Origin of the sequence: Mucilaginibacter gossypii, assembly GCF_017569325.2 — a bacterium.
In the GTDB taxonomy this organism is placed as follows: domain Bacteria; phylum Bacteroidota; class Bacteroidia; order Sphingobacteriales; family Sphingobacteriaceae; genus Mucilaginibacter; species Mucilaginibacter gossypii.
Genome location: NZ_CP071878.2, coordinates 5,016,606 through 5,040,538, shown reverse-complemented (window position 1 = coordinate 5,040,538; position 23,933 = coordinate 5,016,606). Strand labels below are relative to the sequence as shown.

At 43.8% G+C, this 23,933-nt stretch carries 22 protein-coding genes; 9 read left to right on the top strand and 13 right to left on the bottom strand.

The window, feature by feature from the left end; all coding sequences use genetic code 11:
* Positions 1-183 precede the first annotated feature (183 nt).
* The 3 genes from J3L18_RS21045 to J3L18_RS21035 form a co-directional block, all read right to left on the bottom strand.
* Positions 184-465 (bottom strand): helix-turn-helix domain-containing protein, encoded by a 282-nt coding sequence (locus J3L18_RS21045; protein ID WP_129569828.1) that lies wholly within the window; start codon positions 463-465, stop codon positions 184-186.
* A 205-nt stretch (positions 466-670) separates the two neighbouring features.
* Positions 671-1,672 (bottom strand): nucleotidyl transferase AbiEii/AbiGii toxin family protein, encoded by a 1,002-nt coding sequence (locus tag J3L18_RS21040; RefSeq protein WP_311084058.1) that lies wholly within the window; start codon positions 1,670-1,672, stop codon positions 671-673.
* Positions 1,669-2,388 carry a DUF6088 family protein gene (locus tag J3L18_RS21035; protein WP_208102405.1) on the bottom strand — a complete coding sequence of 240 codons (720 nt, stop codon included), beginning with the start codon at positions 2,386-2,388 and terminating at the stop codon, positions 1,669-1,671. The genes J3L18_RS21040 and J3L18_RS21035 overlap by 4 nt, the downstream gene beginning before the upstream one ends.
* 666 nt (positions 2,389-3,054) lie before the next feature.
* On the opposite strand from J3L18_RS21035, the gene J3L18_RS21030 reads away from it, so the two are divergent.
* The 5 genes from J3L18_RS21030 (at position 3,055) to J3L18_RS21010 (ending at position 6,874) form a co-directional block, all read left to right on the top strand.
* Positions 3,055-3,957, top strand: coding sequence for a helix-turn-helix domain-containing protein (locus J3L18_RS21030; RefSeq protein ID WP_090531134.1), 903 nt, complete (start codon positions 3,055-3,057; stop codon positions 3,955-3,957).
* Positions 3,958-4,050: 93 nt separating this feature from the next.
* A complete protein-coding gene (locus J3L18_RS21025) occupies positions 4,051-4,884 on the top strand; it encodes an oxidoreductase (RefSeq protein ID WP_129569830.1) in 834 nt (277 codons plus the stop codon).
* 41 nt (positions 4,885-4,925) lie between these two features.
* Entirely contained in the window at positions 4,926-5,657 is a 732-nt protein-coding gene (locus J3L18_RS21020) for an SDR family oxidoreductase (protein WP_129569831.1), read from the top strand.
* 132 nt (positions 5,658-5,789) lie between these two features.
* A complete protein-coding gene (locus J3L18_RS21015) occupies positions 5,790-6,635 on the top strand; it encodes an oxidoreductase (protein WP_129569832.1) in 846 nt (281 codons plus the stop codon).
* Positions 6,596-6,874 (top strand): Atu4866 domain-containing protein, encoded by a 279-nt coding sequence (locus J3L18_RS21010; RefSeq protein ID WP_112651662.1) that lies wholly within the window; start codon positions 6,596-6,598, stop codon positions 6,872-6,874. Before J3L18_RS21015 ends, J3L18_RS21010 begins: the two co-directional genes overlap by 40 nt.
* 184 nt (positions 6,875-7,058) lie before the next feature.
* Here the strand turns inward: J3L18_RS21010 and J3L18_RS21005 are convergent, their stop codons facing one another.
* From J3L18_RS21005 to J3L18_RS20985, 5 genes are all read right to left on the bottom strand, one after another.
* Entirely contained in the window at positions 7,059-7,988 is a 930-nt protein-coding gene (locus J3L18_RS21005) for an NAD(P)-dependent oxidoreductase (protein ID WP_091172874.1), read from the bottom strand.
* 245 nt (positions 7,989-8,233) lie between these two features.
* Positions 8,234-10,375: a carboxy terminal-processing peptidase gene (locus tag J3L18_RS21000; protein WP_129569833.1), complete on the bottom strand. Its 2,142-nt coding sequence runs from the start codon at positions 10,373-10,375 to the stop codon at positions 8,234-8,236.
* 189 nt (positions 10,376-10,564) lie between these two features.
* Complete coding sequence (locus J3L18_RS20995; protein WP_129569834.1) at positions 10,565-11,194, bottom strand: tetratricopeptide repeat protein; 630 nt, start codon at positions 11,192-11,194, stop codon at positions 10,565-10,567.
* Positions 11,195-11,374: 180 nt separating this feature from the next.
* Positions 11,375-12,217, bottom strand: coding sequence for an isoaspartyl peptidase/L-asparaginase (locus tag J3L18_RS20990; protein ID WP_091172868.1), 843 nt, complete (start codon positions 12,215-12,217; stop codon positions 11,375-11,377).
* Between the two features lie 72 nt (positions 12,218-12,289).
* Positions 12,290-13,210 (bottom strand): cyanophycinase, encoded by a 921-nt coding sequence (locus J3L18_RS20985; protein WP_129569835.1) that lies wholly within the window; start codon positions 13,208-13,210, stop codon positions 12,290-12,292.
* 172 nt (positions 13,211-13,382) lie between these two features.
* Here J3L18_RS20985 and cphA point away from each other — a divergent pair, with 172 nt between their 5' ends.
* On the top strand, positions 13,383-16,010 hold the full coding sequence (gene cphA, locus J3L18_RS20980; RefSeq protein ID WP_129569836.1) for a cyanophycin synthetase: 2,628 nt from the start codon (positions 13,383-13,385) through the stop codon (positions 16,008-16,010).
* Between the two features lie 270 nt (positions 16,011-16,280).
* Here cphA and J3L18_RS20975 read toward each other — a convergent pair whose 3' ends face one another.
* Entirely contained in the window at positions 16,281-16,943 is a 663-nt protein-coding gene (locus J3L18_RS20975; protein WP_129569837.1) for a DNA-3-methyladenine glycosylase family protein, read from the bottom strand.
* Between the two features lie 151 nt (positions 16,944-17,094).
* Entirely contained in the window at positions 17,095-18,213 is a 1,119-nt protein-coding gene (locus J3L18_RS20970) for a DUF4407 domain-containing protein (protein ID WP_090531102.1), read from the bottom strand.
* A gap of 116 nt (positions 18,214-18,329) precedes the next feature.
* Between J3L18_RS20970 and J3L18_RS20965 the strand changes: the two genes are divergently transcribed.
* The 3 genes from J3L18_RS20965 (at position 18,330) to J3L18_RS20955 (ending at position 20,018) form a co-directional block, all read left to right on the top strand.
* The gene (locus J3L18_RS20965; protein WP_129569838.1) at positions 18,330-18,644 is read left to right on the top strand and encodes a rhodanese-like domain-containing protein; all 315 of its coding nucleotides are present in this window, start codon (positions 18,330-18,332) and stop codon (positions 18,642-18,644) included.
* Positions 18,645-18,646: 2 nt separating this feature from the next.
* Complete coding sequence (locus tag J3L18_RS20960) at positions 18,647-18,862, top strand: DUF6358 family protein (protein WP_129569839.1); 216 nt, start codon at positions 18,647-18,649, stop codon at positions 18,860-18,862.
* 247 nt (positions 18,863-19,109) lie between these two features.
* Positions 19,110-20,018 (top strand): prohibitin family protein, encoded by a 909-nt coding sequence (locus J3L18_RS20955; RefSeq protein ID WP_090531094.1) that lies wholly within the window; start codon positions 19,110-19,112, stop codon positions 20,016-20,018.
* Positions 20,019-20,059: 41 nt separating this feature from the next.
* Here J3L18_RS20955 and J3L18_RS20950 read toward each other — a convergent pair whose 3' ends face one another.
* From J3L18_RS20950 to J3L18_RS20940, 3 genes are all read right to left on the bottom strand, one after another.
* Complete coding sequence (locus J3L18_RS20950; protein ID WP_129569840.1) at positions 20,060-20,617, bottom strand: hypothetical protein; 558 nt, start codon at positions 20,615-20,617, stop codon at positions 20,060-20,062.
* Positions 20,618-20,703: 86 nt separating this feature from the next.
* A complete protein-coding gene (locus tag J3L18_RS20945) occupies positions 20,704-21,339 on the bottom strand; it encodes a hypothetical protein (protein ID WP_129569841.1) in 636 nt (211 codons plus the stop codon).
* Positions 21,340-21,513: 174 nt separating this feature from the next.
* Positions 21,514-23,790: a GH92 family glycosyl hydrolase gene (locus J3L18_RS20940; protein WP_129569842.1), complete on the bottom strand. Its 2,277-nt coding sequence runs from the start codon at positions 23,788-23,790 to the stop codon at positions 21,514-21,516.
* Positions 23,791-23,933: the final 143 nt, after the last annotated feature.

Below are 23,933 nucleotides of genomic sequence, written 5' to 3'. Positions count from 1 at the left end.
TAAAAGGGTACAACGCAGATGCTTAATAGGTAAAAGTTGGCGATTTGCCAGCCACGATTGAAAAATAAGAAGGTAATTAAAAGAGTAAAGCTGCTTGTTCGTTTTTTTTGACTGTTCATGTTTCATGAACAGTCAAAAAATGAATAGGAAACTTATTGCAATGAGGCACCCAAATGCGGTAGGTCACTTACTACGTTTTGTTTTAAAGCCGTCCTGTAACACGCGGTTGATATCCTCTGACTTATAATAGATAATGCTGCCGATTTGCGTATAAGGGATAGTACCGTTGACCCTCAAGTTCTGCAATGTCCCCGCTGATATCTTCAGAAGATTTCTGACCTGGTAACTTTTTAGCCACTTGCCCTGAGGCGTAGCATTTGTAGAACCCAACAATTGTTTAATGTCCTCTAAAAGCAATTCCCGGAATTCGTTTAGGTCTTCCTTGGTTATTATTTCTGTCGCCATATGATAAATGTTTATACAAATGTGACGACTTCAGCTATTCTAATGGCCGGACGCACCTTAGGAGGCAGGAATAAAATTTAGATTTATATTAATTGAACGTTTATATACGGCCAAGCCGATCTTACACAGGAATTATAGTAGTTTTAACTCGACTTTGATGACCTAGCTCCAAAATGAGCGCCTCGCTGTTATTTACGAATGCTAATCAGCTTTTGATCAGCTCAGGAATAACGGCCCACTTAATCGATCTCAGACGGCCGGTTATCATTTGCATTATCTCGATCAGATCAGACTCATCCGGCAGGGGACCGGTAACTAGATCTCGGAATGTGGTCCGGTAAGGTGTTTTGATCTTTTCCCAGGTTGCAGGAAAATTTGAAAATATGACCGCCTCGGCCGGGTAGGTCGCTAACCAGGCGTTGTTGTTTTTAAAACTTTTGATGTCGTCAAAGCCTACCTGATTCAGCATAGCCCCGAAGCGCTCACCATCCATGAAAAACGCTTGAACTTCCCCATCCCTTAATAGCATATAGATATCATAGATATGCCTGATCTTATTCGCAAGGTCTTCATAGGGTTGATCTGTTGTGGAAAAGCGCACCAAACTCATGATCTTTTCGCAAAGCGTCCTTTCCTTGGTCAGTACCTGGACTTGAAAAGGTTGCAACTCATATTGTTCGACAAGGCCTTCCTGCCCGGTTCTTTTCATCATTTGAGCCAGGTAACACTCTACCTCGCTGATAACAAACGGTTCGAAATTACCGAACCAAGTGACTTCGAGGGCGAGATATTCCCTCACTTGGCCGAACAGCCCGTTAAATTCCCCCCTGTTATAATAGTGTACGGTTTTCCGTATTTGTCCCTTTTTGTTAGTGACACCAGGCAGGTCAGTCTCGGGAATTATTTCACTGACCAGTTTTGATATTTTGGTGATCTTGCTTTTAAGCTGGTTGTCGGCTTCAGCGTCATGACGAAGGACCACGATGTCAATATCTTCCGAAAATCTTTCAATCAACCGGTGACATTTGGATAAAGCTGTGCCGCCTTTGAAAACGGCTTCACCGGCCATGCCTGATCTGAAGATAGCCTCCAGGGCTACGGTTACCCAATAGTCTTTCTCAACATAAATTTCGGGTATGCCTATTTGTTGGGCAGTAGCCAATACAGCATCACGGAAAAGTTCGGGGTTTTCATGCAGGTGCATCATACAATGTTCCAGTTCGTGCAAGATGGTAAAGCCTCTGCGCTGATTCCGTAGCTGTATGCTGATAGCGGGTTGATGCTTTTGCGGAGCGGCGCGGCAATTGCTGTTTCGTTTAATTGCTCTAATAAAGCGCCGGTCAGTGCCCGCACCCTGGGTGGGTATTTCAGCGCGAGTTTGACCAGGCTTGCTTTATCTGAAACGTTTGTGAGTTGCCGGAGCAAATTTTCGACCGCGCGGTTGCGGTCAACATCGGGGATGATCTTCAAATCTTTGATGGCATCCAATATTTCCAGTATCGTAAAGTTGTCATCGGTCACATCAGCGTAGCTTTTTACAGCCCTCACCTGTATATTCCCTATACGCGTAACGATGCGCTTGTCCCGACTGGCAATACTGATATTCTGCGGTACCTGGGTGGTCAGTCCCATCCGGTTATATAAAGCAGTGCCGGTTATATAAGCGATGCGTTGGTTGTTTTCGTATAAATAAGGCTTGATGAGTTCTTCTTCCGAAGGTTTAAGCGTTCCGAAAAGCGTTTTCTTTGGTTTATAGAAGACCCCGGCTGAGGCACTGTCTACGACCCCTTTCTTCTTGAGCCTTTCCATTGCCTTAGCCGCAGCACCATATTCGGTAGCCGCAATACCCAGTTCCTGGTACTTGAACACGGCACCATCGGGCATTCCTGCTATTGTTTTTTCTATTCTTTGTGCTACGTTCATTGGTATTGTTCCTGCTGCTCCTACGTTTCGTTGTGCTACGTTTGTTATTGTTCCTGCTGCTATTTATACAAATGTAACTTGTTTTCTTGTTGTTGTCAAGTATCTTGCGCAGTATACTTGACATTATTGTATTCTTATTGCTGCTCTTGCTGCTCTTCCTGTTCTTGTTCTTCTGTTTGCTTATCCTGTTATTCTTCCTCGTCATTCTAAACATAATACTCCTAATGTTAGATAGTGTCAAACGTTTGATGATTAACATGAACATCATATCCCAATAGGAGACAATGAATAAGGCACTTTTAAGCGTAAGGGGAAACGACTATATCTTCTCTGCGAGTGTTTCTTAGGAGCACGGTATCATACCAAAGATTCCGTTTTGTGATATGACGACAAAATCATATCTTTGATTTAACAAATCAAATGCGATTAATTCGTATCAATTTGTTCGGTTACCTTATCGGTTACCTGTTCATATAAAACAACGCCAAACCGTTGAATATAAGGCATTAAGCATATGGGATGACGGACCCGTCCATTCCGCTAAGAAACATTTTAAAAATGTTCAAAAACCTTTAAATCATATGATTTAAAGGTTTTTTTGTTTGCCTCAAAATATTAAATTATCCCTGTTTTGAAGCCTTGGTTTGATTTTTGTAACTTTGTTTTATGTCGAAAGCAGAAACACTTCAAGATTTTTATCAAAGAAAGGTTAACTGGCTGCCCGGTAACCTTCAGCAAAGCATCGGTCACTTTAATGTATTCAGGATTGAGGATTGTATTGGCCCTAACGCAAAGCAAGTAACCTACAGCCGCCGTACCTTTTATAAGATCAGCCTTATGCGCGGCGATAATATCATTCATTATGCCGATAAAAGTATCAAGCTTTCGGGCTCAACGCTGATGTTCTTCAGCGCCATGGTGCCTTACACATTTGAGCACATGTCTGATGATCGCACAGGCTTCTTCTGTATATTTACTGAGGAGTTTTTTCTGGAGAAATTCAGGACAGGCTTAAGCGAGTTTCCGATGTTTGGCCTTAATGCCAAGCCGGTTTATGCCTTAAATGATGAACAGGACGCTTATGTAACCGCTCTTTTTCAGAAAATGCTATCCGAGATCAATACCGAGTATGCATTTAAGTATGATCTGTTACGTAATTATGTTACGGAAGTAATTTATTATGCGCTTAAAACGGAACCATCCGAAAATGTTTATAAACATGTTGATGCCAAATCGCGTATAACATCAGTATTTACCGAGCTGCTTGAAAGGCAGTTCCCTATTGAAACCCCTTCACAGCGGTTTGTATTGCGATCCGCCAATGATTTTGCACAACGGCTTTCGGTGCATGTAAACCATCTGAACAGGGCAATCCGCGAAACTACCGGCAAAACCACTACCGATCATATTGCCGACAGGCTGCTGAGCGAAGCCAAATCATTATTAAGGCATACAGACTGGAACATTTCTGAAATTGGTTATTGCCTGGGCTTTGAGGAGCCGACACATTTTAATAACTTTTTCAAGAAACAAACCCAACAAACGCCAAGCTCGTTCCGAAATGTTTGAATTTTGTAACCTTTGGTTTGATTAATGTAATGTGCCCCCTTTGTTGCTGCTGTAACTTTGTTTTATCTCAAATAAACAAAGCAAACAATTTTTATGGACAACAACAAAGTATGGTTTATTACCGGGGCTTCGAAAGGTTTTGGCCTCAGCTTAGTAAAACAACTACTGGATGCAGGACAGCTTGTTGCCGCTACTTCCAGAAATTTACAGGAATTAACCGCTGCGGTTAATACAACAAGCAATAATTTTTTACCCCTACAAGTCGATCTGGTAAACGATAGCAGTGTATCGCTTGCATTGCAACACACTTATGAGGCTTTTGGCCGTATCGATGTAGTGATCAACAATGCCGGCTATGGCATTGGTGGAGCTATTGAAGAACTTAGCGATGCCGAAACCCGTATGGCATTTGATGTAAACGTATTTGGTACGCTGAACGTAATCCGTGCGGCAATGCCATACCTGCGCAAACAGCGCTCAGGCCATATTATCAATATTTCATCTATCGCAGGTATTACAGCTAATACCGGCTGGGCAGTTTATGCAGGAGCCAAATATGCCGTGATCGGTATTTCGGAAGTGCTTGCTGCGGATGTTAAGGAATTGGGCATTAAGGTAACCGTGGTCGCTCCCGGCGCTTTCCGCACCAGTTTTCTTACTGCAGGATCGCTTTCAATTACTGACAACCAAATTGATGATTATACAGAAGTGCGTGCCATTCATAACAAATACCTCAAAATGGACGGCAAGCAAGCCGGTGACCCGGAAAAGGCTGCAACTGCTATTATCAACACAGTTTATGAAGAAAACCCGCCGTTATACCTTTTATTAGGTGGCGATGCGTACAATCGTGCTTTGGCAAAGCTTGATACTTTACACAATGAAATCAGGCAGTGGGAGGATGTAACCTGCTCAACTGATTTCTAAATTTATTCCGTTTACCCTATATCTACCTATATAAACACCAAATGGAAAGTATCAAGGATAAAGTGATTGTAATAACCGGTGCCAGCAGTGGCATCGGCGCATCTGCTGCCCGCAAACTGGCACAACTTGGCGCTAAAGTGGTTTTAGCTGCCCGCCGAGAAGATCAGTTGAAAAACCTGGCACAGGAAATTGGCGAAAATGCAATTTATGTAGTAACCGATGTTGCCAGGCGAACTGATCTGGATAACCTCATTCTGCAGACCATAGCCAAATTTGGCCGAGTTGACGTAATGTGGAACAATGCCGGCATCATGCCCATCTCTTTTTTTGAAGAAGGTCATGTTGATGAATGGGACAAAATGATCGACATTAATATTAAGGGTGTATTGTACGGGATTAATGCTGTGCTGCCCCGCATGCTTGAACGCGGCCAGGGGCATATCCTCTCCACGTCATCGGTTGGTGGTTTAAAAACGTCGCCGGGCATTGGCGTTTACAGCGGTACCAAGTTCGCGGTCAAGGCTATTATGGAAACCCTGCGCGAGGAAGTTGCCCAAAACATTAAGGTAACCACCATTTACCCCGGCGCAACTAAATCCGAATTAGGACATGATATTACCAGCCCTAAGATTAAGGGCTTGTACGGCAACCTTGCCAACATGCCAAAACTTGATGAGGAGGCTATAGCCAACGCGGTGATTTACGCTATAAGCCAGCCGGATAATATCTCCGTTAACGAGGTGGTGGTACGGCCGCTCGGACAAACACGATAGAGCAGGTTGAATTCATCATAAATCGGTGGAATCATAGCCTATCGGTGAAATCCCAAAAGACAAAATAGGTGAAAATCATAAACAATCATTGAAATAGTAACAAGTAAAATCAAAATCTATCAAATACAACATATGGAAAACAACAAAGTATGGTTTGTAACTGGTGCTTCAAAAGGACTGGGACTTGCCTTAGTAAAAAAACTATTGAATGAAGGCTATAAAGTAGCCGCTACATCGCGCAATTTAAGCGATTTGACCAAAGCAGTTGACACGCAAAACGAGCAGTTTTTACCCCTCTCTGTTAACTTGACCAGCGAAGACAGTGTGCAGGAAGCCGTTGAGCTTACTGTAAAAACTTTCGGAAAAATTGACGTTATTGTCAACAACGCCGGTTACGGATTATTAGGCGGTATTGAAGAATTGACCGACCGCGAGGCCCGTGATAACTTTGAGATCAACGTATTTGGATCGTTGAATGTGATCCGTAAGGCGTTGCCTTATCTGCGCGCTCAAAAATCCGGACATATTTTAAATGTGTCGTCGATAGGTGGTTTCACCGGCGCGTTTGCAGGCGGAGGTATTTATTGCGCCACCAAGTTTGCCGTTAATGGTTTTTCTGAAACCCTATCGGCCGAAGTTGCACCGTTTGGCATAAAGGTTACCATTGTACAGCCGGGTTATTTCAGGACCAACTTCCTGTCGGCCGGTTCATTGGCGGTACCTCAAAACCAGATAGCCGACTATCAAAACGTTCGCGATGCAGTAAATTTTCACCAAAACGACATGGACAAGCAACAAGCCGGCGACCCTGAAAAAGCAGCCGAGGCTATGATCAGCATAACTAACGAAGCTAACCCACCGCTAAATTTATTTTTGGGCGAGGATGCTTACGGTCTGGTTGAAAAGAAGCTTGCCTTCGTTCAAAACGAATTAGCAACATGGAAAGATTTAACACTTTCAACAGCAATACAACAATAAATGCTCATCATTATATAGGTGTATGGGTTACCCGCGATGGGTTTATACGTCACGAATTTTTGCCTAACGGCCGTTATACCGAAGCCCGAGGCGACAAACAAAATGCCTACACAGGTTATTACAGCGTATTAGGGAACCACGTTGAATATCTTGACGATACAGGCTTTACCGCCGAAGGTGATTTCAGGGACGGGGTGTTTTACCATGCCGGCATGGTATTGTACAAGGAAACGGCGTAACGAATATATTAAATCAGTTATCATTTCTGCCAACCCAGCCCGGAAATGTATCTAAACAGAAATCTCCTGCACCATGCCTTATAAAATATGTATGGCGCAGGAGATTTCTCTTTCATGTGACTTACAAGGGGCATTCCTTACACTGTCGTAATTATTAAAGATATGTGTGGTTCCGATAATCTGCCTATCCTTTCAAATCAGCCAGCTTTTCGGCCATTACCTCGCTGATCTTCCGGTATGAATCAAATGTCCAGCCGGCAACGTGAGGGCTTAACAGCACTTTGCCGCTTTGTTTTAATTCCTCAAACCATTGTTGTTCGGCAAGGGCCGGGAATTTTTCAACCTCCAATACATCCAACCCTGCCCCTAAAATTTTGCCTTCGCGTATGGCGTTTAGCACGGCACTTACTTTAGCAGTTTTGCCGCGTGAGGTGTTTAAGAAAAAGATAGGCTTTTTAAAATGGAACAGGTATTCATCATCCACCAGTCCGTTGGTTTCTGGAGTTAAAGGGATATGTAAGCTCAGTACATCGCTGTGCTTTACAATTTCTTCCATGCTTACCTCGCGCGCATATTTATCACTGAAGCCGGTTTTGTATTTATCGTAAGCAATAACATTTACCTGGAAGCCCGAAAGTTTCCTGGCAAAGCTGCTGCCCATATGGCCGTAGCCAATAATACCCACTGTTTTACCTTTTAGCTCGTAACCCCGGTTAGCCTCGCGCTGCCACTTCCCCCCGCGAATTTCGGCGTCGCCGCGGTTTAGGTTGTTCATTAATGACAGCAGTAAACCTATGGCATGTTCGCCTACGGCATCCGAATTGCCTTCGGGTGCGTTGATGAGTTTTATACCTTTTTGAGTAGCATAATCTTCATCAATATTATCCATACCAGCGCCGGCGCGGGCTATGAACTGTAAGTTGGTGGCAGCATCAAGCACAGCTTTATCCACCCTGAATTTTGAGCGGATCACCAGGCCTGCATAGTCGCCTATGATTTGCATGGCTTCGTCAACCTTAATCAGCGGACGGTAATCGCAGGTGTAACCCTTGGCCTCGGCCATCTCCATGAAAATGGCATGCACATCATCAACAATTAGAATATTATTTTTCAACTTGAATTGATTTTTAATAAGAGGCCAAATTTACAAAATGCAAGGTTATTAGCCGAGAGGGTTTTATAATATGACACTAATTCCTCGAATTAAATCGAATCACATAAGTTTTATTTTCTCTGTAAGGTTTCTAAATACAAATTCGTGTAATTCGATTTAATTTCTTCACATGCAAAGCATTCGTGTTTAAATAAAAACGCCCGGCATCTTTCGATACCGGGCGCTCAATATTATTAATAATTTGCTTAGTTAGCCGGTTGCGATACGCTTGTATACTTATTATCGAGGCTGATATAATCGGTCATGATTTGGCCGGCTTCGCGTTTTACAAAGTCAAGGTCTTCGTTTTTAGGTTTGGTTTGACCCTTTTTAAGGGCTGGCAAACCTAATGCTACCCGACGCAGATTGTTACGTTCAAACGCTTTGGTTTCATCGTCGTCACGCTGTTTCTTCAAGTCCGACTCTTTTAACGATACGCTGTCATCGGCATCATGTTTTTTGAAATCAGCAATATCTTCAAGCAGGTATTTATAGCTGTCGCTGCCGGACATGCGTTGGTCGTGCAGTTTTTTTAGCTGTGGCAGTACGCCGGTAAAATCGCCTGTTTTGGTATAATCTGTTTTGGCAATGATGTCAAAAGGCATTGCTGATGGTTCGGTATCTTCGCCATATTTATCCAGTGGAATAACCGACGGGAATGAAATATCAGGTGTTACCCCTTTGTGCTGGGTTGAATTACCACTGATACGATAGAACTTGGCTATGGTAAGATTAAGTTGCCCGTAAGTGCTTTGGCTACCCGTTGAGGTTGTTTTTTTGGCACCGCCAACAACGCCTGCAATTTTTTCACGAAGTGAAGAACCAATCACCCGGTCAAGATCGATAGCGCTTTGTACCGAGCCTTTACCATAAGTTTGGGTACCCAATATCAAACCGCGGCCGTAATCCTGGATAGCGCCTGAGAAAATTTCAGAGGCCGAAGCGCTAAAACGGTCAACCAGTACCGCCATAGGGCCGCTATAGGTGATGTCCGCATCTTCGTCTTTATCAATTTCCACCTGGTCTTTAGTGTCACGCACCTGTACTACAGGGCCGGTTTTAATGAACAGACCGGTAAGCTCAATAGCTTCCATCAATGAACCACCACCGTTTTCACGAAGGTCGATCACCAGGCCATCTACATTTTCTTTCTTTAACGAGTCAAGGATTGCCTTAACATCGTGGGTGGTGCTTTTGTAGTTAGGATTACCTGCTTTATAATCATTAAAATCAATGTAGAAGGCAGGGATAGATATTACACCTATCCTAACCGTTTTACCATTGCTGTTATAAGTGCGGATCTCTTTTTTGGCCGATTGGTCTTTCAGGATGATCTTCTCACGTACCATTTCAACCACTTTGGGTTTGCTTGATGCATTTGCACCGGCAGGCAATATTTCAAGCCTTACCGTTGTGCCTTTAGTACCGCGGATGATAGCGATGGCATTATCAACACGCCATCCCACCACGTTCTGGAATTCGCCGGTTTTACCCTGTGCTACTGCAACGATACGGTCGTCGACACTTATCTGGTGGCTTTTATCTGCAGGGCCGCCCGGTACAATGGTTTTAATGGTTACATACTCGTTTTCCACCTGTAGTGAAGCACCGATCCCTTCAACCTGGCGCGACATTTCGATATTGAAATTAGCTGCGTTTGACGGGTTAAAGTAGTTGGTGTGCGGATCGATAGCCTCTGTAAAGGCGTCCATAAAGTATTGAAAAACGTCCTGGTTTGATAGCTTGTTGGTTTGTGTTAACAGGTTTTCGTAACGTTTCTTAAGTGTTTCCTTGTTTTTGGCCATATCTGCATTGGCCAGTTTCAGGTTTAGCAAATCGTATTTTACGCGCTTGGTCCACATCGCATCCATTTCGCTTTGCGAAGCAATCCATGGCAATTTATCGCGATCATAAACAAAGGTTTCAGTTTTATTGAAATCGAAATTTTTATTGATCTGCTCAAGCGAATATTTTACATGCTCGATATATCTTTTCTGAAAAACGTTGAAGATATAAAAAGCATCGGCCAGGTTGCCGGCTTTAATATCATCATCAAGTACGGTTTTATATTTTTCAAAATCTTTGATATCAGATGCTAAAAAATAGCTGTGGTTCTCGTCGAGCGATTTGATATACCGGTCGTAAATGATGGCGGATACTGAATCGTTCAGCGGAACTTTTTTATAGTTGTAGTTAGAGATTAATGATGCTACCTGTTTACAAACAAGGCTTTGCTGTTCATCGGGCTGTAAATCATTTGAACCTGCTACTTTAACAGGTTTGGATGGTGATGCTTTACAGGCGAGGGCTGCGCCCAGCACCAATAACAAATATACTTTCTTAAACATATCTTTTACTGTAGTTAAATCGGGGTTGGTGTAAAACATCAATACTTGTGCCTATTATTAATTTGCTAATGTAAAATAAAAAAGAGACAGTCAATATGCTGTCTCTTAATTACTAATAACAATAATACGATTATGTTTTACTAATAGTATGCAGGCAGCACCATTTTACGTTTTTGTTACAAAAAAACACTATTTGTTAACCGGTTTGGTAATTGTACCTGCATCGGCGGTTTCGGCAAAATGGGTTTCGGTATGCAGCGTGTTGAATTTATTGTCCTGTAAATAGCGCGTTTTTTTCTCTACAGTAGCCAGGTCAAAAGTTAAACCGCGGGCAACAGCCAGTTGTCGGGCTTCGGCCAGGTCTTGTTTAGCCTGTGTATAATCGCCGTAATCAGCTTTTACAGTCGCAAGGTCAAGCAGGTTTGCTATGGTATGCCTGTCGTCGTTTTGCTGGCGCGATATGGTGATACTTTGCAGCAGGAACCATTTGGCCTCGGCCAGGCGGTTTTGTTTCATATACATCTGGGCCAGGTCGCTAAAGTTGTAGCTGGCGGCATTGTACACATGAAAACGCATATTGTGCTGCGCGGTTTTCATAACCGATTCCTCGATCATGGCCAGTACATATGGGGTATGTTCAATAGTAAACGGGCGAATCTTTACTTTAGCCAATGCAGGAGCGGGCAGTCTTTTAATAGAGTGGCTTTGTGCATAGGCCATTTGCGGAGACCGGGTACGCTTATTGAAAGGCTTGTAATACCATTGCGCTGATGCATCGAACCCAACAGCGCATAAAATAATAAGTAGGAAATATCTCATCTAATCTTTTTCCTGGGTTTAAACTGTTTATTTTAAATTAATCAGCTTAACAAATGTAATTATTTGTTAACGGGAAAACAATACCCGTAAAATGCAGTAAATACGTAAACGCCTAAAGGCCACCGTTATTTTATAGGTGCTTAACTTATACCCTTTCTACGGGAAAAATAAATTTAGGTTTTAGTTAAAAACTTCAATATCTCCGTCATGCAGGGCCCATACCATGTAAGGGTGGGTGTCTGAGTGATAGATCTGCCCATCAGTAGTAATGCCTATCACACCGGCAAAGCCATCGTAAGGTTTCATTTCATCGAGGGTTTTTTCGGTAGCGGCCATAAGGGGCATGCCATCGGTTACTCGCGTAACAATTTTAACAGCTACCGAGCCACTTACAATATCTTCACCTACGCCGGTACATGAAACGCCGGCAAACTCATTGGCATAATTTCCTGCAGTAGTGGCCGAATCACTAACACGGCCGGGAATTTCAAAACCTTTGCCCCCGGTACTCGTTGCGGCCGCCAGGTTTCCATGCACGTCCAATGCAACGCAGCCCACGGTGCCCAGCCTGATAGAATCGCTTAGTTTTTGTTCGTATTCGTGACGTCGCTGCGGGATTTCGGGGTTATAATATTTATGACCGTTTTCTATAGCAAAATCGCATGCTCCTTTGCCGCTCAATACACGATCATCATAGGCTTGAAGTTTTTCGGCAACACAGATAGGGTTTTTAACGTCTTCAATGTTGATGACGCCCGAAAAGCGTTGGGTTTTGCCATCCATCAAAGAGGCACTGAGGCGAATCTTGCCATCGCTCTGGATCTGTGATCCCGTTCCGGCATTAAAAAGTTCGCAATCTTCAAGCAGCCTTACGGTATAAACGGCCGTTTCGGCAGCAGTGTGATGTTGCAGGTGTTTGTATCCTAACTGCACTATGCCGTTCAGGGCTTCCTGTTTGGCCAGCTTTACTTCCTGGTTGGTATGCGATTCGCTAAAAAAACCGCCGTGAATAATTATTTTCATAATTATAAATTAAAGTAGATGTACCTGCATAAATAAGGCCAGGCTATTTATAAGAACTTTATGCAGTTTAAATTATTGTAATAGATTGCTACCGGGTGCATGTATAAAAACACCTTCTTCAACTTTTACGCTCTTTTTTATGAGTAAACGGTGTTGTATCAGGTCGTACTTATCAAATATCGACATGACGTGCACTCTCAGGTTTTCGATAGATATTGGCGAGCCGAGCTCCACATCATAAATATTGGTTGATACGATGTTGCGCCCATCAACCAAAATGATGAGGCCCGAGCCGATAGCTTCCATCATATAACCTTCGGTAATAAGTAAGCCTGTATCTTCGCCCAAACCTATCCCCAAAATGCCGGGGTTAGTTGCAACGGCATACATTAACCGGCCTATGCGGCCACGCTGTACAAAGTGAGTGTCAACAATCACCGAGTCGATAAAGCCAAGGCCGGCGGTTATCTGCACTTCGCCTTTCACAAGGGCTTCATTACTTTGCCCGCGGTAGATCATGTGAGTTGAAGCCGCTGCAGCGCCTGCCGATGTTCCGGCAATAACGAAATTCTCTTTTTGGTAACGCTGCTTAAGGATCTGTAAAAATTCGGTGCCGCCAAAAATGGCTGTTAGCCTGAGCTGGTCGCCGCCGCTGAACATCACTACATCGGCTTTGCGGATCCTGTCTAAGTATGCCTTGTTCCCCGCATCTTCGCGGCTTTTGATGTGCAGTACGTTAACATTGGTAACGTTGAGCTGGCCAAACGCCTTGATATACTCAGCGCCTACAAGCTCCGGAATCTGTGAAGCTGTGGTGATCACTTCAATTTGTGAGCCTTCATGCTTTGTCGATTCATTAATAATGCGCCTTAATATGCCTTGTTCAAAAAATTTGATATAATCTGGTTGCAAAATGTGTTCCTGAAGAGTAACATTACTCCCCATATCAACTGCGCCACCTATAATTATTAGTTTACCTTTCGGGACAATCATGATTATTTCACAATATCTTAATACAACTATATACAAATTACGACAAAAACCTGCACAAACACAGGAACTAATAATAAATAATGGCTTTTCGCCATCAAAAATTTTATTCCCGTGTTATGTTTTATAGTTTTAAGGGGAAAATTAGACTGACAAAAAAATAGCATCCTACATAATGAAGATCGAGAATATTCAGGTACTACGCGGACCCAACATTTGGAGCATCAGACGCAAAAAATTAATACAAATGCGGCTTGATCTGCAGGAGATGGAGCACCGCCCCTCCAACGAAATAGATGGCTTTTATGAACGGCTTGAAAAGCTGCTGCCGTCGTTATATAGCCACCGCTGCTCGCCCGGTGTACCCGGCGGTTTTTTTCAGCGGGTGATTGCCGGCACCTGGATGGGACACGTTATTGAGCACATAGCCTTAGAGATTCAAACCCTTGCCGGTATGGATACCGGCTTTGGCCGCACCCGAGAAACCAAAACAAAAGGCGTATACAATGTAGTATTTGCTTATCTGGAAGAAAAAGTTGGCGTTTTTGCAGCCGAATCGGCCGTGCGCATAACCGAAGCTTTGATAAAAGGCGAGGATTACAACCTGGATGCTGATATTCAGCAAATGCGCGAGATTAGGGAAAATACCCGCCTGGGACCAAGTACCGGGTCAATTGTGGAAGAAGCGATCGCGAGGGATATCCCATGGATCAGGCTCAACAACCAATCGTTAGTGCAGTTGGGTTACGGCAAAAACCAGGTACGTTTCCGCGCTACCATGACCGAAAAAACCAGCAGCATTGCCGTTGATATTGCCAGCAACAAGGAAGAAACCAAACGACTTTTACAGGAGCAGGCCATCCCTGTTGCTAAAGGCGTAACTATTTCATCGGCATCGGCTGTGCCGGATGCTATCCGCAAAGTGGGCTTCCCGCTGGTGTTTAAACCGCTTGATGGCAACCACGGCCGCGGCATTTCTATCAACATAAAAACTGAAGAAGAGGCTATTGAAGCTTATGAGCACGCTGCCAAAATTTCGCGCCGCGTAATTGTGGAGCGTTATGTTACAGGCTTCGACTTCAGGGTGTTGGTGATTGATAATAAAATGGTTGCTGCTGCCCTTCGTAAACCGGCACATGTTACCGGCGATGGCAGGCTGAATATCCAGGAATTGATAGACCTTGAAAACTCCGATCCGCGCCGCGGCTACGGGCATGAGAATGTGCTTACAGAGATAACAATAGATAGGGATACTCTCGATCTGCTGGCCAAGAAAGGTTATACGCTTGAAACCGTGCCCGAAAAAGATGAGGTGGTTTATGTAAAATCAACAGCTAATCTAAGCACCGGCGGTACATCGGTTGATGTTACCGACCATGTACACCCGCAAAATATTTTCATTTGCGAACGCATCTCTAAAATCATTGGTCTGGATATTTGCGGCATCGACATCATGGCGCAAAACCTTACCGAGCCGCTTACTGATACAGGGGGAGTGATACTGGAAGTTAATGCCGCACCGGGCTTCAGGATGCATATTGCTCCGAGCGAAGGCTTGCCCCGCAACGTAGCCGGACATGTGATTGATATGCTTTACCCGGCCGGTAAATCGGCCCGCATCCCTATCATAGCTATTACCGGGACTAACGGTAAAACCACTACCACCCGTTTGATAGCACACATTGTTAAAAATAACGGTCACCGGGTAGGTTTCACCACCTCGGATGGGATCTACGTACAAAACAATATGATGCTGAAGGGCGATACAACCGGCCCTGTAAGCTCGGAGTTTATACTGAAAGACCCAACAGTTGATTTTGCGGTATTGGAAACAGCCCGCGGGGGGATCCTGCGCTCGGGCCTCGGTTTTGGCTTTTGCGATATAGGGGTAGTTACCAATATCCAGGAAGATCACCTTGGCTTATCGGACATTCATTCATTGGAAGACCTATCGCGCGTAAAAAGCGTAGTGCTTAACTCGGTTAAGAAGGATGGCTGGGGCGTTTTGAATGCCGATAACGAGTATTGCGTACGCATTGGCAAAAAGGCCGAATGTAATATCGCTTATTTCAGCCGGAACGAAAATAATCCCATCATTAAATCACATTGCAAAAAAGGAGGCATTGCCGCTATTTGCGAAAACGGGTTTATCACCATTTTAAAAGGCGACTGGAAGATCCGCGTACAGCGTACCATCCTGATTCCGCTTACGTTTGGCGGTACTGTGCCCTTTATGATCGAGAATGTGCTGGCCGCTACACTGGCTACGTTTTTATGGGGATTTAAGACAGAAGATATCAAGATCTCGCTCGAAACTTTTATTCCATCGGCCTCACAAACGCCTGGCCGCATGAATATTTTTGAGTTTAAAGATTTCCGGTTCATGATTGATTTTGCCCACAATCCGGATGGATACACTGGCATCAAGGAGTTTTTAAGACATATCGATTCGCCGCTTAAAATTGGTATCATAGCCGGCACCGGCGACAGGAGGGATGACGATATCCGCGAACTGGGTAAAATATCGGCCGAAATGTTTGATTATATCATCCTGCGCCAGGAAAAACACCTGCGCGGCCGCACCGCCGAAAATATTATTGGTTTACTCAAAGAGGGAATTGAATCAGTTGATCCTGACAAGCAGGTTGAGGTAGTGCCTAAAGAAGTTGATGCTATTAAACACGCCATGAGCCTGGCCCGACCCGGAACATTCATTACCGCCCTGAGCGATGTGGTTGATAATGCCATTGAAACCGTACAGGATTACCAGGAGCAGGAGAGGAACGGACTATTTAATGTTTGACAGCCCTAAAGTGGGGCTTTTGATGAGCATATTTTGAATGCGTTGGCGAAGCCAGCGCATTTTTTGTTTATATACTTTTGTAGGTTAAAGTGTAATAACACCTACCATGGACAGCACCAACAGGGGTTAACAGGGTTAACACAATTTTGAATGTTTCAGTATAATAGTCTGAATACCAATTGTTTAATAAAATGGAGGGGTTGCGCGAAGGATCTGATAAAGATATTCAGCTTATGGGAGGTGTTATTAAATTTAAGCCTCCGAAGATCTTTATTTTTTAACGCCTTGCTTAGAGGGTTTGGGTGGGGCCGGTACTCTTTGGCTCAGATAATAATGCCACAAAATCATCGCCGCTACCGTTCGGTATGGTTTCCATTGTTCGGTCACCGTTAACAACTCTTCTTTGGTAATATCTTTTGGCAGATTTTTTACCCGTTTAAGGGCATTCACTGCGGCAAGATCCCCGATAGGGAAAACATCGGTGTGCTGTAATACAAACATCAGGTAAACATCAACAGTCCAGTTGCCAATGCCTTTGAGGGCGGTTAGTTTGGTACGGATAACATCATCCGGCATTTGTTCCATTTCGGCAAGGTTGATCTGCCCGCTTACAATGGCTTCGGCAAGGTATTTTATATAGATGTTTTTTTGGCGACTTACATAACATGCCCTGAATTCTTCATCAGTAAGCAGTAGTACCCGTGCAGGGGTAATTTGCTGTACCCGCTCGCGCAATTTATTTAAGGCCGATAGTGCCGAAGCCAGGGACACCTGCTGCTCTAAGATAATATGCACCAGTGTTTCAAAACTATTGGGCCTTGACCATAAAGGCGGATGACCATGGTTTTTAATAATCAGGGCCAGATCAGGATCATTAGCTGCAAGATGATCACAAATGGAATGATAGTTTGAATGTGAAAATTGCTCAAACATAGGTTGATATTATGTTTTGCAAGATGGGAGATTGGGTTGGTAATTGCAAAATATTCCACTGTAGAGACGCATAATTGCGTCTTCGCCTATAAATCGGCCCTGCATAGTTGGGAGACGCAATTATGCGTCTCTACGGGAAAAATGCAGGGTTTTACTCGTAACTATGCCGTTCAAAATCATAATCAGATTGCGAGGTAATGATCTTTTTTCGCCGCTCGATATCAGTATCCAGGTTGTGATCGTAAATATTATCCGTAACCGCTATATCCCGTTCCTTATCCCGTTCGGCAAGGTGGATATTGGCTTCGGCTGTTTTGGCGATAGCCGTATCATAAGGCCCTTTGGGCGACATCAGCTTTACAAATACCGGCAAACATTCAAACAAAATGAACAGGTAGCCGATAAACGAAATAGCGAGATAGGTATCGAGGTCGCGCTTGCCGTTTTCAGTGTAGGTGAGCTGGCCTAATGCCCAGTTACGGTCGGAGAAGCCGGCTATGCTGGCCAGGCTGTCCAGTTGATGCTCTGTAAACAAACGGGTGCTGTTCAGTCCCTCATAATCTTTACGGGCACTCAGGTATTGGTCCATCTGCCCTAAATTATCAGTAACGGATTTAAGCCGGGCTTCCTTTTCTTCCAGTATGGCCTGCTTTTGCTTTGCATAAGTGCCATAACCGGTAATGCCCGATGTTTGGTTGGTTTTATCACCGAAAACTTCCTGGTTAAGCTGATAACGTGAGCGGTTAATATCCCGCTCCAATGAATCTTTCTCCTTTTTCAAATCGGTGTTTTTACCCAGTTCCATGGCATACTTCTGCATGTAGGTTTTTTCGAGGGTATCAATTTTACTGCGTTGCCCCTTTAAATAGGCGGTTTTTAGTTTCTGGCGAATTTCTTTATCAAAAATCTTGAGTTCAAGTGGGCGCGATATCACAATACCTATCATAATGGCCAGCAAAATACGGGGCGATGCCTGCAGGATCTGCTGGTTGGTTGTGCCTTCTTTGTTGATACTGGATACAATGTAGCGGTCCATGTTAAAAATGGCCGTTCCCCACAGTAAACCAAATAGTATAGCAAAACCTACAGCAAAGGCATCGCCATTAAAAACAAAGTACATGGCATAACCGCCGGATAACGCGGCGAACAGTGCCGTGAAAAATATAGTTGCCCCAATACCAACATACTTATTATGCTCAATTGGGTACTTTTTTAAGGTATCGATATGTGCTCCTGAACAGAACCAGAAAAAGCGTGTAACTTTTTTCATTAAGTAATTATTGTGTAAACATATATGAAACGCTCATATACTTTGATTGTTACAAATAACAAGCCTAAATATTTGATTAAGAAAAAAACTACCTTTGAATTATAATTACATTTAACATGAACGAGATAACCGTACAGGAACTAAAAGAAAAAATTGACAAAGGCGAAGACTTTCAACTGATTGACGTTAGAGAAGATTTTGAATACGAAACTTCAAACCTTGGCGGTGTGCTTATACCGCTTGGCGGGGTACTGATAGAATCGGAAAAGATAAGTAAAGATAAGCCGGTAGTAGTAATGTGCCGCAGTGGTAAACGCAGCGCGGCTGCTATTATGCAACTGGAACAGCAGGGTTTTACCAATCTGTCAAACCTAAGAGGAGGGATCCTTGCATGGCAGGCCGAAATTGACCCTGAATTAAACGTATACTAATAATGGGCTTTAAACTGGTGCTCAATGTGCTTTACACCATGGGTGTAGCTTTGTGCTTTATTGTTGCTTATAAAATGTTCTCCGAAAAAAACTACCTGATCATGGCCGGTGCCATGGTTGTTGGCGTAGTTGTGATTTTCATGAAGCTGAGGCTTTTGAAACAGGTTAAAGAGACCCAGCAAGCCCCGCAAAATAAAAAAGGCAAAGGGACTAAGTAACCCGATATTAATTAGGTTCCAGACTTACGAAGTTTTCAAAACTTCGTAAGTCTGGAACCTAATTCTAATGGCGCAAGTTTTGTGTAAAGGGAACAAGCGCCGGCTAACTTGTGCCGTTATGCTGTCGGCAAAAAAAATCCCCCCCCCTTTCGCATCCATCTAATTCCGGCAATAACAGCCTTAATCCCCTAAAAAACATTCTTTTATAATAAGCTTGCAGCATGCAAAAAAAGCTTAACTTCATTGCATGTTTATAGCAGTATTAGGAGTGATTGTACTCATTGTGGGTATAGTGCTCAAACGTTCGCCCGAACCGGCCGGCCGCTTTAACGGCGTTGTAACGGCGGTGGGTATAGCCATGGTGGTACTTGGCTTATTACTCAATATATTTAAAGTTATTGAGCCGGGCAAGGTAGGAGTTCAAACCCTTTTTGGCAAGGTGCAGGACCAGGTGCTTGAAAGTGGTTTACACATTATAAACCCTGTTGTAGAGATCACCACTTTCGATGTGCAGACCCAAACCTATACCATGAGTGCGGTTAATAATGAAGGCCAAAAGGAAGGCGATGATGCTATCCGGGTGCTTTCATCAGATGGGCTTGAGGTTACTATTGACCTGTCAGTACTTTATAAGGTGAAGCCCGACAAAGCCCCTTATATAATGCAGAACATAGGCGAAAACTATGTGGATAAGATCGTTCGCCCTGTTTCGCGCACGGCCATCCGCGATAACGCGGTTGCTTATGCCGCTGTCGACCTGTATTCGACCAAGCGGCAGGAGTTCCAGGATAAAATAAACCGTTACATTACCGCCAGTTTTGAAAAACGCGGACTCGAACTGCAGCAGATCCTGGTGCGCAACATTACCCTGCCCGCCTCGGTACGCGCCAGCATCGAATCAAAGATCAACGCCGAGCAGGACGCCCAAAAAATGGAGTTCGTATTGCAAAAGGAACGCCAGGAAGCTGAGCGGAAACGAGTGGAAGCGCAGGGTATTGCCGATTATCAGCGCATCCTTTCAACGGGATTGTCGGATAAGCAACTGCAATACGAAGCCATAAAAGCACAAAAAGAAATAGCGCTTTCGCCCAATGCCAAGGTGATTATTATTGGCGGCGGGAAGGGAGGCAACCCGATAATGATCAGCGATAAATAGTGCGTGATTAATGTACCTTGTTTTGGGCGGGCATAAATGGATTAGTCCGCCCTGTAGGCTTTCAGTATTTTCCTTTCCCTGCCTTCCCCGGGCCAAAGGGTGATCTTATAATGATCGGTACCTTCGTCTTCTTCGGGATTCACGTTTTTTACAGCATATGAATAAATGCGTATGCGATATCTTGCCGGAGTAACAATGGCTTTTAAGATAATTTTTGTATCCGGAAAATTCAGGACTTCCATAATGCCCGAACTTAGTTTTACACTACCCTCAACAACATGGTCGTAGTTGCTGAAATCTTTCTCGGCGTCGGCTGTGTTGAGCACATTAAGTTCGGCCCGTATATGGCCATAACTGGCTGTTTTTATGCCGATGATATCTTCGGTAGTTCCTAAGCGCGCATTTTGGGCGTCGCTGTTCCAAAAAGTTGTATCACCTGTGGTACCGGTAAAGGCCGAATCGCACAGGTAAAATTGGTTATGGGTAGTAAAAAAATCAAGATTGTATTTGCCTGAAGGACGCATGGAAAAAGCAAAGACCATAGGCAGTACCAAAAGACATATGAGTAGTACTGAATGATGTGTTTTTTGCCCTTTCATTGATAAGGCAAGTTACAAAAAAGATAAAAGTAAATTCACCAATCAAACGTAAACAAACCCTAAATAGCTGCTTAAAACCATATTCTTTATTGCTTTTGCCTGGCTTTATTCACAACCTCTTTAAAATCGGCATAATAAGAATCTATTGTTTCTTTCTTGATACCGGGCCAAAGGCTTTTATCAACGCTTAACTTATCTATGTCTTCGTCTTTTACCTTATCATGTGCTGTTAAAACGTTGATCCATCGCTGATCATATAACTCGTCATTTGCAGTTACATAGGCTACAACCTGGGGAACAACCTTTTCTAAGGTATCCAGATGCTCAAAGGCATATTGGTTTATCGACATCCCGATTGGGCCGTTCCAATTGGCTGCCGATACCGTTTTATCTACACTGCGGTTTACATCGTATCTTGACCTTAATTGCGCTACATAAAACCAAAAACAGGCATCACTATATTTTTCCTGCCCAAATAAAACCATAGCCATAGTAAATAATACCGGAGGGATATGTTTATTGGCGCTGGCCTGCACAGAGGCAATAAGTTTATTTTGAGTTTTATTGGCGCTGGGATCATAAAATGCCATCATCACCTTCTCGTCTTCACCATTCAATATGATCTGTTCGGCCTTTGATTGTCCCGCCTTTAAAGCCGGAAAATCCTGCGCTTTAACAATACAGGTAGTTGTGATAAATATGAAAAGTAAAAGATATTTCATGGTTTAGTGCTGATTGCTAAATGTAGGCAAAAAAGCACGTCGGATAAAATATCTAAAATAAGAAACGCATCACCCGTATCTCCTATCATAGCTAATTGATCAGCATGGCGGGAGACGCATGTGATGCGTCCCTACAAAAAAGCCCTCCCTATTGGGGAGGGTTGGGAGGGGTGTTTACTTCTCGTTACTCATTGAATAAGGTACATCGGCATCTTTTGTACCGCGGTCTTTATTCGGAGTTGCCTGCATGTCAAAATCAAGCACAGCTCCGTTTAACAAACCTTTGTGACTTAACCAATTGTTGGTGTATGGTTTGCCATCAACAGTTAGTGTGTTTACATACCTGTTATCGTCGCTGTTTTTTGGCGCATTGATAGTGATGGTTTTGCCGTTCTCTAAATTAACTGTTACTTTTTTAAACAGCGGTGCACCTAACACGTACTGATCGCTGGCCGGGGTAACCGGGTAAAAGCCCATAGCCGAGAAAATGTACCATGCAGAGGTTTGACCGTTATCCTCGTCGCCGCAGTAACCATCAGGAGTTGCCCGGTAAAGCCTGTTCATTGCTTCACGAACCCAGTACTGGGTTTTCCATGGCTGATTTGCGTGATTGTAAAGATAGATCATGTGCTGGATAGGCTGGTTACCGTGCGCGTATTGGCCCATACCTGCAATCTGCATTTCACGGATCTCATGGATCACACCACCATAGTAGCTATCATCAAACATGGGCGGCATTTCAAACACCGAATCCAACTTGGCTGCAAATTGCTGCTTGCCGCCCATCAGGTTTATTAAACCCTGAATATCATGGAACACGCCCCAGCTATAGTGCCAGCTGTTACCTTCGGTAAAGGCATCGCCCCATTTAAATGGATTGAATGGTGTTTCAAAAGTGCCATCCTGATTTTTACCGCGCATCAGTTTAGTTTGCGGGTCGAAGATATTACGGTAGTTTTGGCTGCGTTTTTTGTAGATCTCTATTTCCTTTTTAGGTTTGCCCAAAGCCTTACCCAACTGGTAAATAGCAAAATCGTCATAAGCATACTCGAGGGTACGGGCAGCATTTTCGTTGATCTTTACGTTGTATGGCACATAGCCTAAAGTGTTATAATACTGCACACCCCGGCGACCGGTAGCATTAGGCCCTTCGTTGTTGGCACCGTGTTTAAGGGCCTGGTATAAAGTCTCGATATCGTAACCGCGCAGGCCTTTCAGGTAAGCTTCAGAAACTACCGATGCAGAGTTGTTACCAATCATACAATCCGCATAACCCGGGCTCGACCATTCAGGCAGCCAGCCACCTTCTTTGTAATCATTGATCAGGCCTTCCTGCATTTCTTTGTTGATAGACGGGTAAATCAAATTCAGGAACGGATAAAGTGCCCTAAAGGTATCCCAGAAACCGGTACCGGCAAATAAATAACCCGGAACAACTTTACCATTGAATGGGCTGTAGTGTACATTTTGACCGCTGGCATCCACTTCATACATTTTGTTTGGGAAAAACAGCATACGGTAAAGGCTGCTGTAAAAAGTACGGGTTTGATCGATAGTACCACCTTCAACATTTAAACGGCTCAGTGTTTTGTTCCAGGTGTCTTTTGCTTTTTGGCAGGTTGTTGCAAAATCATCATTACCCAACTCGCGTTTCAGGTTCAGTTCAGCTTGTTCAATGCTGATGAATGACGAAGCTACTTTTAAATGAACTTTTTCGCCCTTAGCAGTTTTTAGGGTGATTACCGCTCCTGCATGATCGCCGGTGTATTCCAGTTGTCCGGCATCCTGTTTCCAATCGTGCCATGTAGAGGCTAGCGCAAAGGGTTTATCTACATAAATAACAAAGTAGTTTTTGAAATTGGCAGGTACCGCACCGCTGTTTTTAGTGCTGTAGCCAATGATCTTTTGCTCACCGGGAATGATCTTTACGTATGAGCCTTTGTCAAAAGCATCGATTACAATGTGCGAACTCTCACTTTTAGGGAAAGTGAACTGGAAGCTGGCAGCGCGTTCGGTTGGTGTAATTTCAGTTGTTACGTCATAATCGGCGAGGTAAACACTATAATAGTACGGTTTAGATACTTCCGCTTTATGCGAAAACCAGCTGGCGCGATCTTTTTCGTCCAATTTTAACGTACCGGTTTCCGGAAAAACAGAAAACATCCCGTAGTCATTCATCCATGGCGATGGCTGGTGGGTTTGTTTAAAACCGAGGATCTTATCGGCGTCGTAAGTATACTGCCACCCGTCACCCATTTTACCGGTTTGCGGTGTCCAGAAGTTCATACCCCATGGCAGGGCTACTGCCGGGTAAGTATTCCCGTTGGAGAGGGATGGCTTTGATTGCGTGCCCATGAGCGGATTGATCAGATCGACAGGTGACGACACCTTTTCTTGTGCCGAAAGTGCTGCCGGTAAAAAGGCAAACGCCAGGAGAAGTAATTTTTTCATTTATTATTTGGGGACTTTATTTTCAAATCAATACAGTATTATCGGTACTCAAAGAAATTTAAAACGGGGATTGCGCGATTCCCTCCCTCGGGAGGGTGTAGGGAGGGGTTCAACACCATGCATATTCATTAGCAAAGCCTACA